At 61.8% G+C, this 16,812-nt stretch carries 14 protein-coding genes; 5 read left to right on the top strand and 9 right to left on the bottom strand.

The window, feature by feature from the left end; genetic code table 11:
- Positions 1 to 102 precede the first annotated feature (102 nt).
- Together GH983_RS03520 and GH983_RS03515 are read right to left on the bottom strand one after the other, a co-directional pair.
- Positions 103 to 354: an exodeoxyribonuclease VII small subunit gene (locus tag GH983_RS03520; RefSeq protein WP_153761633.1), complete on the bottom strand. Its 252-nt coding sequence runs from the start codon at positions 352 to 354 to the stop codon at positions 103 to 105.
- Between the two features lie 2 nt (positions 355 to 356).
- The gene (locus tag GH983_RS03515; protein ID WP_054148902.1) at positions 357 to 1,292 is read right to left on the bottom strand and encodes a histone deacetylase family protein; all 936 of its coding nucleotides are present in this window, start codon (positions 1,290 to 1,292) and stop codon (positions 357 to 359) included.
- Between the two features lie 179 nt (positions 1,293 to 1,471).
- On the opposite strand from GH983_RS03515, the gene GH983_RS03510 reads away from it, so the two are divergent.
- A complete protein-coding gene (locus GH983_RS03510) occupies positions 1,472 to 1,873 on the top strand; it encodes a thioesterase family protein (protein ID WP_153761632.1) in 402 nt (133 codons plus the stop codon).
- A gap of 28 nt (positions 1,874 to 1,901) precedes the next feature.
- On the opposite strand, the gene GH983_RS03505 is transcribed toward GH983_RS03510, so the two are convergent.
- The gene (locus tag GH983_RS03505) at positions 1,902 to 3,626 is read right to left on the bottom strand and encodes a PAS domain-containing methyl-accepting chemotaxis protein (RefSeq protein ID WP_054148900.1); all 1,725 of its coding nucleotides are present in this window, start codon (positions 3,624 to 3,626) and stop codon (positions 1,902 to 1,904) included.
- A 413-nt stretch (positions 3,627 to 4,039) separates the two neighbouring features.
- Between GH983_RS03505 and GH983_RS03500 the strand changes: the two genes are divergently transcribed.
- From GH983_RS03500 to GH983_RS03490, 3 genes are all read left to right on the top strand, one after another.
- Positions 4,040 to 4,843, top strand: a complete 804-nt coding sequence (locus tag GH983_RS03500; RefSeq protein ID WP_054148899.1) for a TlyA family RNA methyltransferase — start codon at positions 4,040 to 4,042, stop codon at positions 4,841 to 4,843.
- Positions 4,840 to 6,090 (top strand): class I SAM-dependent RNA methyltransferase, encoded by a 1,251-nt coding sequence (locus tag GH983_RS03495; RefSeq protein WP_069041990.1) that lies wholly within the window; start codon positions 4,840 to 4,842, stop codon positions 6,088 to 6,090. The genes GH983_RS03500 and GH983_RS03495 overlap by 4 nt, the downstream gene beginning before the upstream one ends.
- A 103-nt stretch (positions 6,091 to 6,193) precedes the next feature.
- Positions 6,194 to 7,801 (top strand): heme peroxidase family protein, encoded by a 1,608-nt coding sequence (locus GH983_RS03490; RefSeq protein WP_153761631.1) that lies wholly within the window; start codon positions 6,194 to 6,196, stop codon positions 7,799 to 7,801.
- Here GH983_RS03490 and GH983_RS03485 read toward each other — a convergent pair.
- The 4 genes from GH983_RS03485 to GH983_RS03470 form a co-directional block, all read right to left on the bottom strand.
- Entirely contained in the window at positions 7,795 to 8,100 is a 306-nt protein-coding gene (locus tag GH983_RS03485) for a hypothetical protein (RefSeq protein WP_054148897.1), read from the bottom strand. The genes GH983_RS03490 and GH983_RS03485 overlap by 7 nt on opposite strands.
- Before the next feature lie 207 nt (positions 8,101 to 8,307).
- A complete protein-coding gene (locus tag GH983_RS03480) occupies positions 8,308 to 10,398 on the bottom strand; it encodes a methyl-accepting chemotaxis protein (protein WP_153761630.1) in 2,091 nt (696 codons plus the stop codon).
- A gap of 183 nt (positions 10,399 to 10,581) precedes the next feature.
- The gene (locus GH983_RS03475) at positions 10,582 to 11,343 is read right to left on the bottom strand and encodes a crotonase/enoyl-CoA hydratase family protein (RefSeq protein WP_153761629.1); all 762 of its coding nucleotides are present in this window, start codon (positions 11,341 to 11,343) and stop codon (positions 10,582 to 10,584) included.
- A gap of 168 nt (positions 11,344 to 11,511) precedes the next feature.
- Positions 11,512 to 13,290 (bottom strand): acyl-CoA dehydrogenase, encoded by a 1,779-nt coding sequence (locus GH983_RS03470; RefSeq protein WP_153761628.1) that lies wholly within the window; start codon positions 13,288 to 13,290, stop codon positions 11,512 to 11,514.
- A 403-nt stretch (positions 13,291 to 13,693) separates the two neighbouring features.
- On the opposite strand from GH983_RS03470, the gene GH983_RS03465 reads away from it, so the two are divergent.
- Positions 13,694 to 15,604: a PhoX family phosphatase gene (locus GH983_RS03465; protein WP_153761627.1), complete on the top strand. Its 1,911-nt coding sequence runs from the start codon at positions 13,694 to 13,696 to the stop codon at positions 15,602 to 15,604.
- A 110-nt stretch (positions 15,605 to 15,714) separates the two neighbouring features.
- On the opposite strand, the gene minE is transcribed toward GH983_RS03465, so the two are convergent.
- Both minE and minD read right to left on the bottom strand, forming a co-directional pair.
- On the bottom strand, positions 15,715 to 15,975 hold the full coding sequence (gene minE / locus GH983_RS03460) for a cell division topological specificity factor MinE (protein WP_006726700.1): 261 nt from the start codon (positions 15,973 to 15,975) through the stop codon (positions 15,715 to 15,717).
- Positions 15,972 to 16,787: a septum site-determining protein MinD gene (gene minD / locus GH983_RS03455; protein ID WP_069041996.1), complete on the bottom strand. Its 816-nt coding sequence runs from the start codon at positions 16,785 to 16,787 to the stop codon at positions 15,972 to 15,974. The genes minE and minD overlap by 4 nt, the downstream gene beginning before the upstream one ends.
- Positions 16,788 to 16,812 lie beyond the last annotated feature (25 nt).

The raw sequence follows: 16,812 nt of genomic DNA, 5'->3' as shown, positions 1-16,812 counted from the left end.
TCTTCAGAGGCTGGCGGCCATGCAAAAGGCGGCGGATGCACCATCCGCCGCCTCTTGTCTGCAAATCAATACGTCGGCCCGGGGACGCCTCCCGATGACTGCTTACGCGCCGTCGAGCGGCTCGACGGCGGTCGGCTTGCCGGCGCGGTCGAGACGGATCTTTTCGATGCGGTTTTCGGCCGCGGACAAGAGCTGCTCGCAATGCTTCTTCAGAAGCTCGCCGCGCTCGTAGATGGCGATGGAGTCTTCCAGCGCCACATCGCCGCGTTCGAGGCGCGCCACGATGCTTTCGAGCTCGGCCACGGCCTTTTCGAAGGAATAGCCGGTGAGATCGGCGGTTACGGCGTCGGACATACTCAACCCTTCATCAGTCTCAGAATGTGCAGGCCGGCCGATTCGGCGAGGCCTTCGAGATCATAGCCGCCTTCGAGCAGGCTGACGACCCGGTTATGGGCGAAACGGTCGGCGACTTCCAGGAGCCTTCCCGTCGCCCAGTCGAAATCCTCGCCGACCAGATTGATCTGTGCCAGGGGATCGCGATGATGGGCGTCGAAGCCGGCGGAGATCAGGATGAAGTCGGGTGAAAAGTCGTTGAGCGCCGGCAGAACGCGGCTCTTGAAGGCCTCGCGGAAATGATCGGAGCCGACATTGGGCGAGAGCGGCGCATTGACGATGTTGCGATGCTTGCCCGTCTCGTCCTTGGCGCCGCTGTAGGGATAGAGCGGCATCTGGTGTGTCGAGCAGAACAGAACCGACGGATCGTCCCAGAAGATGTCCTGGGTGCCGTTGCCGTGGTGAACGTCCCAATCGACGATCGCGACGCGCTCCACGCCATAGGTCTTCTGCACATGGCGGGCGGCGATCGCGACCGTGTTGAACAGGCAGAAGCCCATGGCCTTCGACTTTTCGGCATGGTGGCCCGGTGGGCGACCGGCGACGAAGGCGTTGTCGGCCTTGCCGGTCATCACGTCATCGACCGCTGACATCGCCCCGCCGATGGCGGTCAGCGCCACCTGCAGGCTCTTTTGCGAGGCATAGGTGTCGGCTTCGAGCTGGTTGATCTCGCCTTCCTCCTCGGGGATCTGTCGCATGACAGCGAAGAGATGCTCCTCCGGATGGGCGAGTGTCACAGCATCCTCATTGGCCTGAACAGCGTTGATCCGCTCCAGACGGGCGAAGTTCGGGTGTTCGAGCGCGATGTTGAGCGAACGCAGCCGATCGGCCCGTTCGGGGTGGCCTTCCGGCGTGTTGTGTTCAAGGAAGATCGGGTTCTCATAGAGACGGGTGGCCATGGGCATCCTTCCGGGGTTGCGCAGAAGATAATGCGACCGCCTGTCATCTTCCACCTCCTATCCGGGTTTTACCCAGTCCATGCGGGGCGGCATGCCGGTGTCTGCCGCTCTGAGCGCTTGTGAAGCCCGCCCCTATGCCGTTAGATGCCGCTAACACACGAAAACACCAGGGGAACTGCATGGACGAGACGGAACGGGTGGAGGTGAGCACACTGGTTGTCGCCTATCGCGACATTGCTCCGACCGGTGAAATGCAGGCGGCCGCCTATGTCATCCATGCCGAAGAGGCGGTGCGCCACTTCTGGCGCTATCGCCCACCGTTCGAAGACGAGCCGCATTACAGCCCGACCAAGTTCGAGGTCCGCCTGCATCAGCCGCTCAGAGCAGAGGATCAGGTGCGCATGACCGTGCAGGTCGACAAGATCGGCGGCAAATCTGTCGGGTTTGAAGTCGCGATGGAGAAGGACGGACAGACCGTCGCCGAGGTCGACATCACCTGGACTGCCCGGGAGCCGGAGACGGGCGAACCAATCGCCCTGCCCGAAGACATCCGCGACTGGCTCTATCGTTACGTGCCCTGAGCAGGGATCAGGCTCGCGGGGATGTTACTCAGGCAGCAGCGCTCTGTCGGCCGCGCAGATGCGAACCAGTTGCTGCTGCCGCAGAGCCCGGCTCGCGCCGGGCGCTACGGCGATTGAGCTTGAAAATGTCGACCAGCGTCTTCATCTTGCCGGCGCCGAGTGCCATGATGTCGCTTGCCGCAGTGATACTCGACACCAGACCAGCATTCTGTTGCGTCGCCTGATCGAGCTGGTTGACCGCATTGTTGATCTCGCTCAGGCTGGATGCCTGCTCATTGGCACCCGTGGCGATGGCATCGACATTGGTGTTGATCTCGTTGACGAATTTCTCAATGCGCTCAAGCGAAGCGCCGGTGGCATTAACCAGCCGAACCCCTTCGGAGACCTCGTTCGTCGAATTGAGAATGAGGGCGGATATCTCGCGCGCCGCCGCAGCCGAGCGCTGTGCCAGTTCGCGAACTTCCTGGGCCACAACGGCGAAGCCCTTGCCGGCATCGCCGGCACGGGCGGCTTCTACACCGGCATTCAGAGCAAGAAGATTGGTCTGGAAGGCGATCTGGTCGATGACGTCGATGATACTGCCGATCTCTTTAGAGGCATTTTCGATACGACCGATTGCCTCGACGGTGGAGCGCACCACCTCTACAGACTGACCAGTTGCCGCACGCGCCTCCTTGACGATCTCGCGCGTGTCGCGGGCCCTTACCGAGGCCTCCTTCACCGTGGCTGTAATCTGTTCCAAAGCGGCGGATGCCTGTTCGAGTGCCGCTGCCTGTTGCTCTGTACGGCGTCCAAGCGACTCGGCGTCACCCTTCAGGCTCTCGCTGTTTTCCGTCAGTGAACCGGTTTCACCAAGCACGCTTTCCAGTGTTTTCTGGAACTCCTCGATTGCCTTGTTGAAGTCATTGCGGAGCCGTTCGAATTCCGGAATGAAGGGATCGTCGATCGTGATGCGAATGTTGCATTCGGAGAGACGGGCGAGACCGGCTGCGATGGCATCCACCGCCTGGACACGCCCCGTCACGTCGATGGCAAACTTCACCACCTTGAAGACCCGGCCGTCCTCGTCGAAGATCGGGTTGTAGGATGCCTGGATGTAGAGCTTGCTGCCGTCTTTGCGAATGCGGGTGAACTCGCTCGACTTGAACTCGCCGGCGCGCAGATCCTTCCAGAAAGCATGATATTCGGGCGACCGGGCGTACTCGCCCTCACAAAATATCGCATGGTGCTTGCCCATGATCTCTTCCAGCTTGTACCCGATGGCAGAGAGGAAATTCGGGTTGGCGGTCAGGATCTGTCCGTCCGGCGTGAACTCGATTGTCGCCTGAGCGCGGGAGATAGCGTTCAGTTTGCCGCTGTTTTCCAGTTCTGCCCGCTTCCGCTCGGTGATGTCTGTGGCAAACTTGACGACCTTGTAGGGCTTTCCGCCGCGCATGATCGGATTGTAGGAGGCCTCGATCCAGATCTCTCGGCCGCCCTTGCCGAAACGCTTGTACTGAGCACTGAAGAACTCGCCACGGGAAAGGCGGCTCCAAAATGTCTTGTATTCCGGCGAATTCGCATAGTCTTGCCCGACAAACATGCTGTGATGCTTGCCCACGATTTCTGCCAGTTCATAGCCGACTGTCAGGCAAAAATTCCGATTTGCGCTGAGAATAGTGCCAGTCAGATCAAATTCGATCACGGCCTGTGATCGATCAAGGGCATTGAGAATTGACCTGGATTCATTGCCGAAGAAAGGGAGAAGAGACATGGTTGCACCTCTGCATAACAATTCACTCAGAGTTTAATTCACTCTTCCTATATAAATACTTACTAAAATTTACGATTTATTTTAATCGATCGATGCGTCTATGGTTGTTGAGATCGAGACTTGGCCCCAAAACAAATGAAGCCCCCCGGGCCCGAAACCGGGGGGCTTCTATTCCTGCAGGCCAGAAGGAGGAGGAGGAGGGCCTGCAGTTTTGTGTCGGAGCGCGCTGCTTGGGAGGATCACATCGCGCCAGCCATTGAACATTAGGATAAATTGCTTAAAGCATCTCTAATAAAACCTTGAATGGATCGGCGATCGAAAATCGCAACTCCTCGCCCGCGTCGCTCAAGCGGCAGAAGGCGATCCCGCGAAAAAGACTTGCGCGAAGGCGCATCTCCCCGCATTGACGGGGCATGAAGAAGCTCCCAGAACCCCAGCGCCTCGACCAGCTCCTGGTCGCCCTCGGCCTTTTCGCCAGCCGCTCCCGCTCCCGTGACGCCATCCAGCGTGGCACGGTGAAGGTGGACGGCAAGGTGGTGGCGAAGCCCAGCCTCGTCTTTGCCGCCACGCACCAGTTCGATATCGACGATCCGGCACAGGATTACGTCTCGCGCGCGGCGCTGAAGCTCGACGCCGCACTCGACCATTTCAACCTCTCGCCGGAAGGCTGCCACTGTCTGGATGTCGGCGCCTCCACCGGTGGGTTTACCGAGGTCCTGCTGAAGCGGGGCGCGGCGCATGTGACGGCGATCGATGTCGGCCACGACCAGCTGCATCCGCGACTGGCCAGCGACCCGCGCGTGACCAATCTGGAGGGATTGAATGCGCGTTACCTGGAGCCTGAGGATTACGACGATCAGCCTTTCGACTTTCTCGTCTCCGACGTTTCGTTCATCTCGCTGAAGCTGGCGCTGGCGCCGGCTCTCGATCAGGCCGAGCCGGGCGCGCATTGCCTGCTGTTGGTCAAGCCGCAATTCGAGGCGGGCCGTGAAGCGATCAGCAAGGCTGGGCTTTTGAAAGAACCGGAAACGGCGCCGCTGGTGGCCGCCGAACTGGAGCGCTGGCTGACAGAGGACATGGGCTGGACCAGCCTCGGCCTCATCCCCTCCCCGATCGCCGGTGGCGATGGGAACGAGGAATTCCTGCTCGCCGGCGTCAAGCCTGATGATGCCGAAGATGGCGACGACGATCAGGACGACCAAGAGGACGCAGCATGAGCGCCGAAACCGTCACGATTTCAAGCCTCGGCGCCAAAGGCGACGGGGTGGCGCATGGCGCTGATGGTCCCGTGTTTGTGCCCTTCGCCCTGCCCGGCGAAACCGTCTCGATCGCCAAGGTGAAGAACGAGGGCACGATCATGTCCTTCGCCACCACCTCGCCAGATCGCGTTCAGCCGCGTTGCAAGCATTTCGGTCCTGATGGCGTCGGTGGTGTATGCGGCGGTTGTTCGCTGCAGCATATGGCAAAACCCGCCTACAATGCCTTCAAGCGGCAGATTCTGATCGACGCCCTGAAGTCGAAGGGGATCGAGGCTCCCGTTGGCGAGATCTTCGAGGCGCATCCGCATCAGCGGCGCCGCCTCGTCTTCACCGCTAGGCGGCGTGAGACAGGCCTGGTCATGGGTTTCATGCAGGCGGAGACGCATCATGTCGTGCCGGTCGAGGAATGTCCCATCGCGTCGGACGGGCTGATCTCCCGGCTGGACGCGATCAAGATCATCGCCAATGCCTGTGGTGCCGAGCACTTCCGCGTCACAGTGACCGAGACGACCACCGGCCTCGACATCTCGCTCGACGGTTTGCGTGGCGGGCTCGGCGACCAGGAACGGCGCGCGGTCACCAATGCCGTGATCCGGCTCAAGGACATCGCCCGCGTCTCGGCCAATGGCGAGATCGTCATCGAGCCGCACAAGCCGCTGCTCGATTTCGCCGGCGCCCGCGTCGTGCTGCCGCCGGGTGGCTTCACCCAGGCAACGCATGAGGCGGAAGACCACATGGCGGCGCTTGCCATTGCCCATATCGGCAAGGCCAAGAAGGTTGCGGATCTGTTTGCCGGCGTCGGCACCTTCGCATTGCGGTTCGCCCGCTCATATTCCGTGCTCGCGGTCGAGTCTGACGAGAAGGCGGTAAAGTCGCTGGATTTTGCCGCCCGCAACACGCAGGGGCTGAAGCCTGTGAGCGTCGAGCGGCGCGACCTCTTCCGCCGGCCGCTGATGACCTCCGAATTCAAGGGCTTCGACGCCGTCGTCTTCGACCCGCCACGGGCGGGTGCCGAGGTGCAGTGTGCGGAACTGGCGAAAAGCCAGGTGAAGAAGGTGGTCGCGATCAGTTGCAATCCGCTGACGCTTGCCCGGGACCTCTCAATCCTGATCGCTGGCGGCTACCGGGTCGATAAGGTGACACCGATCGATCAGTTCCTCTGGTCACCGCATGTCGAGGCGGTTGCAACGCTCAGCAAGAAATAGGCGGAAATACAGCTTCTAGCTGCATTCGATTTCTTGCGCCACCCCCGATAATCATCTCTGATCACATCATCGAGAAAATGACGTGATCAGAGGGGGAATGACGATGTCTGAAGTCGCAGCCCACGGACATGGCGTTCGTGGCATGAGCCGTGAATCCCTGCTGGCCCTGGCCGGCAATGCCGATCCCGGAAAATTCGGCAAAATGTTTCCGCGGCTTAGGCCACTGCATGCAGAGGATGACGCGCTTTTCGATCTCGCAGAGGCCATGCGGGATAACAATGTCGACACGGGCGACCATCCGAAACTGCCGGCCGGATATACCTATCTTGGTCAGTTCGTCGACCACGACATTACGCTCGACACGACCCCGCTCGACAAGCAGCGCGCCGATCCGCTGGCGACAGAGAACTTCCGCACGCCGGCGCTGGACCTCGACTCCCTCTACGGCGACGGGCCGGGCCTGCACCCGTATCTCTATGCCAAGGAGAGTCTCCGCGCCCCACCGGGGCCGAAATTTCTGATCGGCAAGGCGCAGATTTCCGACGCACTTCCCCGACCGGAAGAGGAACCGCCCCGGAAGATCCCAGAGCTCGACAACGACCTACCGCGCAATGCCCATGGCCGCGCACTGATCTTTGACGAGCGCAATGACGAGAACCTGCTGGTGGCGCAGTTTCACCTGCTGATGCTAAAGTTCCACAATGCGGTGGTGGATCATCTCAAGAAGACGACGACCGGCCTCAAGGACCCAGAGCTGTTTAAGGAAGCGCGACGGATCGTGACCTGGCACTATCAATGGATCGTGCTCTTCGATTTCGTCGAACGCCTGACCGAGCCAGGGTTGATCCGCAGGATCAAACATGAGGGACGACGCTTCTATCGCTTCCGCAGCCGGCCTTACATGCCGGCCGAGTTCGCAGCTGCCGCCTATCGTCTTGGGCATTCCATGGTCCGGGAAAACTACAGCCACAACGCCGTTTTTCGTCCCGGCGGCCTTGCCGACGGCACACTCGAACTCATGTTCAACTTCACGGGCAAATCCGGTCTGATCGTGGGGGACCTCGCGCCTAAGCCCCCTCCACCATCGCCGCTTGGACCGCATCGCACGCTGCCGTCCAACTGGGCGATCGACTGGCGCCGCTTTTTCGATCTCGAAACCCCTCTCGAAGAAAACTTCACGCTCAATCATGCCCGCCGGCTTGACCCGCTGATCGTGCCCGCCCTGCATACACTTCCCGATCATCCCGAAGACATGAGCACAGTGGCTGCGCGGGAGTTCGTCCTGCCGTTTCGCAACCTCAGGCGCGGTTCGCAGATCGGCCTGCCATCCGGTCAGGATGTTGCCCGCGCCATGGGCTTCGAGCCACTCAGCGAGCGGCAGCTTTCGCAAGGGGCCGACGGCGAAGCTGCGGCGCGAAACGGCTTTCACAAGGCGACACCGCTTTGGTACTACATCCTGAAGGAAGCCGAGCAGCTTCATGAGGGATTGAGGCTCGGACCGGTTGGATCAACTATTGTTGCGGAGACGTTCCTCGGCCTTGTGCACGGCGATCAGAATTCCTTCCTCTGGCAGAAATCCAACTGGACGCCGCACCTGCCGGCAAAGACGCCAGGGCATTTCACCATGGCGGATCTGATCACCTTCGTCGATGATATCAATCCGGTCGGCAACGGCGTCGGGGTGGTGCCCGAGGAAAAGCCCGCTCAGTAGGTCAAAAGCGTGCCGGAGCCCGTAACATTCGCGCAACGGCAGCGTCCACCGACGCGGCCGGGATTGGCCGGGCAGGACACCTGCCCACCACCGCCGACGCTACTGGACTGGTCGACAACACAGATATAGCGCTGCGGGCGGACCGGCCGGTTCTGACGCGGGGTATTCTGGCTTTCGCTGATCGCGCCGCTGGTATCATTGACCAGGACAAAGGGGAGCGACGAGCTTGCTGCCGCTTCGGCTGAAGCCGGCGCGGCGATGACAAGCAGGCTGAGTGCGACACAGAACAAACGCAACATGAGAACCTCGGCAAGACTGGTGACAGCTGGACTTTTGCAAATGACGACGACCCGCGGACCGTTCCGGACAAGACCCGAACGGCCTAGGACCACTGTGGTTGCAGAGATTAGAGCCAAACACTGAATACAGGCTGAACCCTCGCACCCAGTAACGAGAAACGGCGCCACAGGGGCGCCGTTTCATTTTGTAGATTATCGATCGCCCGATCAGGCGGCGCGACGCTGGCCGGACGATGCGCCTGCCGAGCGTTCGTCGATACGGAACTGGTTGAGCAGAGCCGTCAGCGCCGCCGCTTCCTGAGCAAGGCCGTGGCTGGCGGCCGTCTGTTCCTCGACCATGGCGGCGTTCTGCTGGGTGCCCTGGTCCATGGTGTTAACAGCCGTGTTGATCTCCTGCAGGCCGGTCGACTGTTCGCGCGAGGCGGTCACGATGGCGTTGACATGGCCATTGATCTCCTGGACCTCGCGAACGATCACGTCGAGCGCCTTGCCGGTCTCGTTGACCAGATCGACGCCGACCTTGACCTGGTCGCCGGAGGCGCTGATCAGGGCCTTGATCTCCTTGGCAGCATTCGCGGACCGCTGGGCAAGTTCGCGGACTTCCTGAGCAACAACGGCAAAGCCCTTGCCGGCTTCACCAGCGCGTGCGGCCTCGACACCGGCATTCAGCGCCAACAGGTTGGTCTGGAAGGCGATCTCGTCGATGACACCGATGATGTTGGAGATCTCGCCCGAAGACTTCTCGATGCCCTGCATGGCACCGACGGCCTTTTCGACGATCTCGCCGGACTTTTCGGCACCGGCACGGGCGCGGGTCACCAGCTGGCCGACTTCCTCGGCACGGCGGGCGCTGTCCTTGACCGTGGTGGTGATTTCCTCAAGTGCTGCTGCCGTTTCTTCGACCGAGGCGGCCTGCTGCTCGGTGCGGCGGGCGAGGTTGTCGGCAGAGGAGCGGATTTCGGCAGCACCACCGTCGATAGCGCGGGCATTGCGGCCGACAGTGGCGAGCGCGTCATGCAGCTTCTCGACGGAGGCATTGAAGTCGACGCGCAGGCGGTCGAGATCACCGGCGAACGGGGTCTCGATGCGCGAGACCAGGTCGCCATTGGCGAGGCGGCCAAGGCCATCGGCCAGCGAATGCACGGCAAACGAGACCTGCTCGGCCTCGCGGGCCCTTGCGGTTTCGCGCTCGCGGCGTTCCTGTTCGGTCATCGAGCGGGTCTCGTCCGCTTCGCGGGCGAGGCGTCCGCGCTCGATGATGTTGTCGCGGAAGACGGCGACGGCTGCGGCCATCTGGCCGATTTCGTCCTTGCGCGCAGTGCCCGGAATTTCAGCTGAGACATCACCACCGGCGAGCTTGCCCATGACGCCAGTCATATCGACAACGGGGCGAACAACGAGGCGCGACAGGAGCGCTGCCAGGATGCCGATCATGGCGACCACGCCGACGAGGGTGGCAACCGCGGCTGCGGTGCGGAACTCGCCGATCGCTGCGAAAGCGAGATCGCGGTCGATCTGCACGCCGAGATACCAGTCTTCGCGCGGCAGGCCCTTGATCGGCAGGAATGAGACGAGAACATTGGCATCGGCGAAGGTGGTTTCGGTGATGCCGGAGCCAACAGTGGGTGTCTGGTTCGGGAAGGCATCCTTCAACGTCTTGGTGACGAGGTTGCCATCGCGATGAACGAGGATCGTGCCGTCCTGCTTGACGAGGAAGGCCGAACCCTTGCCGCCCATGTCGACCGAGTTGACCATGTTGACGAGCGAGGTCAGCGAGAAGTCGGAAGCCGCCACGCCATAGAGCTTGCCGTCCTTCTTGACGGGAATGGCGGCGCTGATGATCAGATTGCCGGTCGAAGCGTCGGCATAGGGGTCTGTCAGGACCATCTTGTCGGCCTTGACGGCATCCTGGTACCAGGGACGCTTGCGCGGATCGTAACCCTCCGGCAGCGGCTGGTTGGGAACGCTGGTAAAGACGCCCTGCTCGTCGCCGACATAGGTCGACATGAATTCGCGGATCAGGACCGGGTTGTCGAAAGCCGCGATGATGGCGGCCGCATCGGGCGCCTTGGCGGCGGCATTGCCGGCGAGTTCGGTCAGCATGACGCGGGCGCTCAGCCAGTTGGCGATGCTCTGCGAAGCCTGGAGACCGGAGCTATCGATCTCACTCTTGACGGCCGCACTCGTGGCGTTGCGCTGGAGGCTGTCTATGTAGAAGGAGAAACCGGAAAGGGCAGCGACCACCACTAGGGAGGCGACCACCAGGATCTTGGTCATCAGGTTGGAACTGGTCTTCACGATACGGTCCTGCAAAAACTCTTCGCGCAACTTTAGCGCGAGGGCGTCATGGGGCATTGTGTGCTCACGACACCATCATGGTGAGGAGACGGCAAAATCGCCGCCTGTCCATGTTTAGCCTGCAGGATTTAATGGGTAATTAAGAAGAACCGAAAGGACTCGTAAGCCCTGCGTACGAGCCTTTCATCCGCGTCCCTTCATGAAGGCTTCGAAGGCGGCGCGGGCTTCGGCGCTTTTCAGCTGGGCCACGAAATGCACGAGCTCTTCCTGCATACGGGTGCGGACCTCGTCGGCGCTGCCCTTTACCAGGGCGCGTGCGATCTTCATCGCGGCCGGCGGCTTGGACGCGAGCTGCGAAGCGATCTTCAGGGTCTCTGTCTCGACCTGATCGGGTGAGACCACCTTCCAGATGAGACCAGCCTCGCGCGCCTGTTCGGCCGAGAAGCCTTCGCTTGCAGCGAGCATGGCAAAAGCGCGCTGGTGGCCCATGACGCGTGGCGCGATCAGGCTGGAGGCGGCTTCCGGGACGAGCGCCAGATCGACGAAGGGGGTCTTGAACAGGCTGCGATCGGAGGCAACCGTCAGGTCGCAATGCATATGCAGCGTCGTGCCGATGCCGATTGCCAGGCCATCGACGCCAGAGACGAGCGGCTTGGTGACTTCAGTCAGAGCCTTGAGGAGGCCAAAGGCTGCTGGCTCGCCGACGGCGCCGGCCATGGCGAAGCCCAAGAAATCGGCCATGTCATTGCCGGCGGAGAAACAGCCTTCGGTGCCGAGGAAGACGATGGCACGGATCGTGTCGTCCTGCTCGCCCTCCAGCAGGCCTGCGGTCAGCTTCTCGTACATGGCTTGCGTGATCGCATTCTTCTTGTCCGGGCGGTTGAAGCGCAGGACGAGGACGCCGGGATGGGCTTCTGGGCGGGTGATCTCAATGTGGTCGGTCATGGGGTTCTCCTTCTCTTCTCCCCAGCGGGGAGAAGTGCCGAGCGAATGCGAGGCGATGAGGGGGTCTTGTGAGGCTTCGCCTCCCCCTCATCTCAAGCGCAAAGTATTGCGCTGAGGCCTTCGGCCACCTTCTCCCCGCTGGGGAGAAGAGGACGCGGGGCCAGCGTCTTATGCGAACAATGCCCGTGCCGCTTCCAGGCTCGCCGCACCATTAACGACACGATCCTTGAGAGCCGCCGTCTCGGCGATCAGGTTCTCGGCGGCGAAGCGGCAGAGCGCCAGGCGGTTGTCGCGGCCGTGGTCCTCGTCGGCAAGTGCGCCCTTGGCGAGGTAGACGCCGGTCAATGCGAGGCCAAAGAGACGCTGGTAGGGTGTCGCCCCTGCGAGCGCTGCCGACGTGTTGCCTGCGGCCATCTGCGAGAGCAGCCATTCGGTGGTGTCTTCGAGATCCGACAGGCTCGCGTCGAGGCGGGCGGCGGTGTCACCGAAGCCTTCGAGATTCGAGGCGCGCACGGCATTGACCACCTGCTTCAGCTCGGTGATGTAGCCCCTGATATGGTTGCCGTTCGACAGCGGCAGCTTGCGGGTGACGAGGTCGGCGGCCTGGATGCCGTTGGTGCCCTCGTAGATCGGGGCGATGCGGCTGTCGCGCCAGAAACGGGCGGCACCCGTTTCTTCGATGAAGCCCATTCCGCCATGGGTCTGGATGCCGAGCGAGGCGACATCGACACCGGCGTCGGTGGCGAAGGACTTGGCGATAGGAGTCAAGAGGGCTGCGCGCTCGGCCCAATGGCGGGCCTCATCGCCGTCAGCGTGGTGGCTCATATCGGTGGCGTGGGCGCAGACATAGCAGATGGCGCGCGAGCCTTGGGTCAGCGCCTTCATCGTCACCAGCATGCGGGCGACATCAGGGTGCTCGATGATCGGCGACATCCCCTGCCCCGTCCAGCCAGGAGCCTTCCCTTGCGTGCGGTCCTTGGCGTATTGCACGGCCTTCTGGGTGGCGGCTTCGCAGATAGCGACGCCCTGCATGCCGACGGCGAGGCGGGCATTGTTCATCATCGTGAACATGCAGGCGAGGCCCTTGTTCTCCTCGCCGATCAGCCAGCCGATTGCGCCGGCTTCATCGCCATACTTGCCGTCGCCGTAGATCATCGTGCAGGTCGGCGAGCCGTGGATGCCCACCTTGTGCTCCAGCGAATGGCAATGAAGGTCGTTGCGGGCGCCGATCGAGCCATCGTCGTTGACCAGATACTTGGGCACGAGGAAAAGCGAGATGCCGCGGGTGCCGGCTGGCGCATCGGGCAGACGGGCGAGCACCAGATGGATGATGTTCTCGGTGATCTCGTGTTCGCCCCAGGTGATGTAGATCTTCTGGCCGAAGATGCGGTAGGTGCCGTCATCGCGGCGTTCGGCGCGGGACTTCATGACGCCAAGATCCGAACCGGCATGCGGCTCGGTCAGGTTCATGGTGCCGGTCCATTCGCCGGAGACCATCTTCGGCAGATACTTCGCCTTCAGCTCCTCAGAGCCGTGGGCGGTGACAGCGTCGACCGCACCCATGGTCAGCGTCGGACCAAGCGCAAAGCCCATGGAGCCGGAGTTCCACATTTCCAAGGCGGCGACATTCAGCATATGCGGTAGCCCCTGCCCGCCGAAATCTTCCGACGCTGTCAGCGAATTCCAGCCACCTTCTGCCCAGGCGCGGTAGAGATTGTCCCAGCCATCCGGAACGACGACCTTGCCATCGACCATGCGGGCGCCCTGCTTGTCGCCAATTTCGGCAAGCGGGGCGACTTCGTCACTGGCAAAGCGGCCGGCTTCGTGGAGGATGGCATCAACGAGGTCGTCGCTCAGCTCACCGAGCTTGCCGTCTTCGATGGCCTTGGTGAGGCCAGCGACGTGCTTCAGGGTGAAAGCGATCTCTTCTACGGGCGCCTTGTACATGACGTGCTCCTCCATCTGGCGTATGCTTCATGCCACGCCCAGACTCCCACCCAGGAGGCGCGGCTTATTCTCACTTCTGGCTAATTGATTTTTACGTAAACGTCAAATCTTTTGCATGCGACAGGAGGCCTCGTTCCCGGCGCCATGCGGGTGAAAGTCGAGGTGAAGATTGCCGCCGAAACAAAGATGCGTGAGCGGTCGGACGCCTCGCTTCTGGAGAGAACGGCAGTTTTCGGATCAAAGCCAAGATGCACCAATGACTTAAAGCGGCGACCGGCGGGACCTTCGCTGGAATGCCTAAATCAGCACCTTCACAACTATCAGACTGCCCCGATTTCGTCACATCCCTGTTATCTGTCCTGACTAGTCGGAGAGTAGACTTCATCCAAAAGGAGGCTCTGCCATGACCGACACCAACACCAACCATCTGTCCTGGGACGAGTGGGACGAGCTGCACAATCCGCCGCCGGCTGTGACCGACTTCGACCGTGTCGTCGAACGCGCGATCTCGCGCCGTGGTTTCCTCGGCGTGCTGGCCATGGGTTCGGCTGCCGTAGCCATGGGCTCCGTCGGCAACCTGATGAGCTCGACCTCGGCTCAGGCGCAGGAAGCCGCCTCGCGCTTTGCTTTCAAGCCGATCGACATTGCGACCGACAACACCATCCATGTGCCGGAAGGCTACAACTGGAAGCCCCTCGCCCGTTGGGGTGAGCCCCTGTTCTCCACGGCTTCCGACATCGATCCGATGAAGGGTGTGTCGCTAGAGAATTCCGACAAGGTCTTCGGTGAGAACACCGACGGCATGGAGCTGTTCGCCATCGGCAACGCCCAGGTGATCGCGGTCAACCACGAATACGTCAACAACGAAACCAACCTGCCGCACGCGCCGGAAGGCATGCCGCAGTCGCTCGACGACGTGAAGATCCTGCAGAACATGCAGGGCGTCACCGTCATGGAAGTGGCCGAAGGCGAAAATGGCTGGGCGATCGTCGTCGACAGCAAGTTCAACCGCCGCATCCACCACAACACGCCGATGAAGCTTTCGGGTCCGGCTGCCGGCTCCGAGCTCGTCAAGACGGCTGCCGATCCCGCTGGTGTCGACTGTCTCGGGACCTTCAACAACTGCGGCGCTGGCAAGACGCCTTGGGGCACCTACCTCACCTGCGAAGAGAACTTCAACGGCTACTTCGGCTCCACCAATGCCGAGTTCCAAATGCCTGAGGACTTTAAGCGCTACGGCATCGTCGCCGAGACCCGCTATGGCTACGAGAAGTTCGACGAGCGCTTCGACGTTTCAAAGAACCCGAACGAACCGCGCCGCGCCGGCTATATCGTCGAAATCGATCCGTCTGACGCCTCCTCGACGCCGATCAAGCGTACAGCACTTGGCCGCATCAAGCATGAGAACGCCGCCGTCGTGATTGCACGCGATGGTCGCGTGGTCGTCTATATGGGCGACGACGAGCGTGGCGAGTTCCTCTACAAATTCGTCTCCAACGGGATCTATGTCCCGGGTGGCGACACCTCCAAGCTGCTTGATGAAGGCACGCTTTACGTTGCCAAGTTCTCCGACGAAGGTACCGGCGAGTGGCTGGCTCTCACCGAAGAGACCACCGGCATGAAGGCCGACGAAATCGCTGTCTTCACGCGCCAGGCTGCTTCCAAGGTTGGTGCCACCACCATGGACCGTCCGGAATGGGTTGCGGTCAATCCGGTTGCGGTCGAAGCCTATTGCTGCCTCACCAACAACAGCCGTCGCGGCGAAGTCAAGGACGGCAAGCTGCGCACCAATGCCGGCGGCGACGAGATGGCCATCAACGCGGCCAATCCGCGTGAGAAGAACGAATACGGCCAGATCGTCCGCTGGTATCCGGCCAATGACGACCACACGGATTCCGCCTTCAGCTGGGATCTCTTCGCGATGGCCGGCAATCCGGCCGTGCACAAGGACGGCGCCTATGCCGGCTCGTCGAACATCAACGAAGGCAACATGTTCAACTCGCCTGACGGCATGATGTTCGATTCGACCGGTCTCGTCTGGATCCAGACCGACGGCGAGGATTCGAACGAAGGCGATTTCGCTGGCCAGGGCAACAACCAGATGCTTGCCGGCGACCCGGTCACCGGCCGCATCGAGCGTTTCATGACCGGCCCGAAGGGTTCGGAAGTCACGGGCCTCACCTGGTCGGCCGACAAGCGCACCATGTTTGCCGGCATCCAGCATCCCGACGCGCCCTTCCCGGATGGCGAAGGCAAGCTGCCGCGCTCGACGATCGTGGCGATCAAGCGTGACGACAACGCTCTGGTGGGCTGATGGTTCGGTCGGCAGGGCGGATGTGATCTGCCCTGCCCTCCACCCAAACGAAGAAGGCCGCCGACCGGGATACCGGCGGCGGCCTTTCTCATTCGTGACGACCTGGTCGATCAGGCGGCGAGGCGCTGGGCGTTGCGCGGGATCTCGACGTCGATCTCGAGGATCGAGACGTCTTCGTCACGGTCCATCTTGATCTGCACCTTGTCGCGGTCGAATTCGACATGCTTGGCGATCACGGCAAGGATTTCCTCGCGCAGGATGGCCACCAGATCACTTTCGAGCGAGGCGCGCTCATGGGCGAGCAGAACCTGCAGGCGTTCCCGCGCCATCGGTGCGGACCGCTGTTTGCGGAACAGAGAGAAAATGCTCATGCGGCCCTCCGCGCGAAGATCTTGTCGAGGAGACCACGCTTCTCGCCAGGGATGGTGATCGGAACGTTTTCGCCGGCCAGACGACGGGCGGCGTCGAAATAGGCCATGGCAGGCGCGCTGCGGGCATCGGCGAGCGTTACCGGAGCGCCGATGTTGGAGGCGCGTAGCACGTCCATGCTTTCCGGGATGATGCCGAGCAGCGGGATCGACAGGATCTCGAGCACGTCATCGACCTTCAGCATGTCGCCACGCTGGGCGCGATTGGCGTCGTAGCGGGTCAGCAGAAGATGCTTCTCCATGCGCTCGCCGCGCTCCGCTTTCAGCGTCTTGGAATCGAGCAGACCGATGATGCGGTCGGAGTCACGTACCGAGGAGACTTCCGGATTGGTGACGACGACGGCCATGTCGGCATGGCGCATGGCAAGCGTTGCACCGCGTTCGATACCGGCGGGGCTGTCGCAGATGATCCAGTCGAAATACTTCTTCAGCTCGTTGATGACCTGCTCGACGCCCTCGGCGGTCAGGTTATCCTTGTCGCGGGTCTGCGAGGCCGGCAGCAGGAACAGGGTTTCCAGCCGCTTGTCGCGGATCAGCGCCTGCGGCAGCTTGGCGTCGCCCTGGATGACATTGACGAGATCGTAGACGACGCGGCGCTCGGCGCCCATCACCAGATCTAGATTGCGAAGGCCTACGTCAAAATCGACGACGACGACTTTTTCATTGCGCTGCGCCAGCGCTGCACCGAGAGCGGCCGTCGAGGTCGTCTTGCCGACCCCGCCCTTGCCGGATGTCACGACTATCACCTTGCCCATGTGGTTCTCCTGTCTGTCCCCGCTC

This window comes from Agrobacterium sp. MA01 (genome assembly GCF_009650195.1).
In the GTDB taxonomy this organism is placed as follows: domain Bacteria; phylum Pseudomonadota; class Alphaproteobacteria; order Rhizobiales; family Rhizobiaceae; genus Allorhizobium.
The sequence above is the reverse complement of the archived record's forward strand: the minus strand, read 5'-3'. Positions and strand labels throughout refer to the sequence as shown.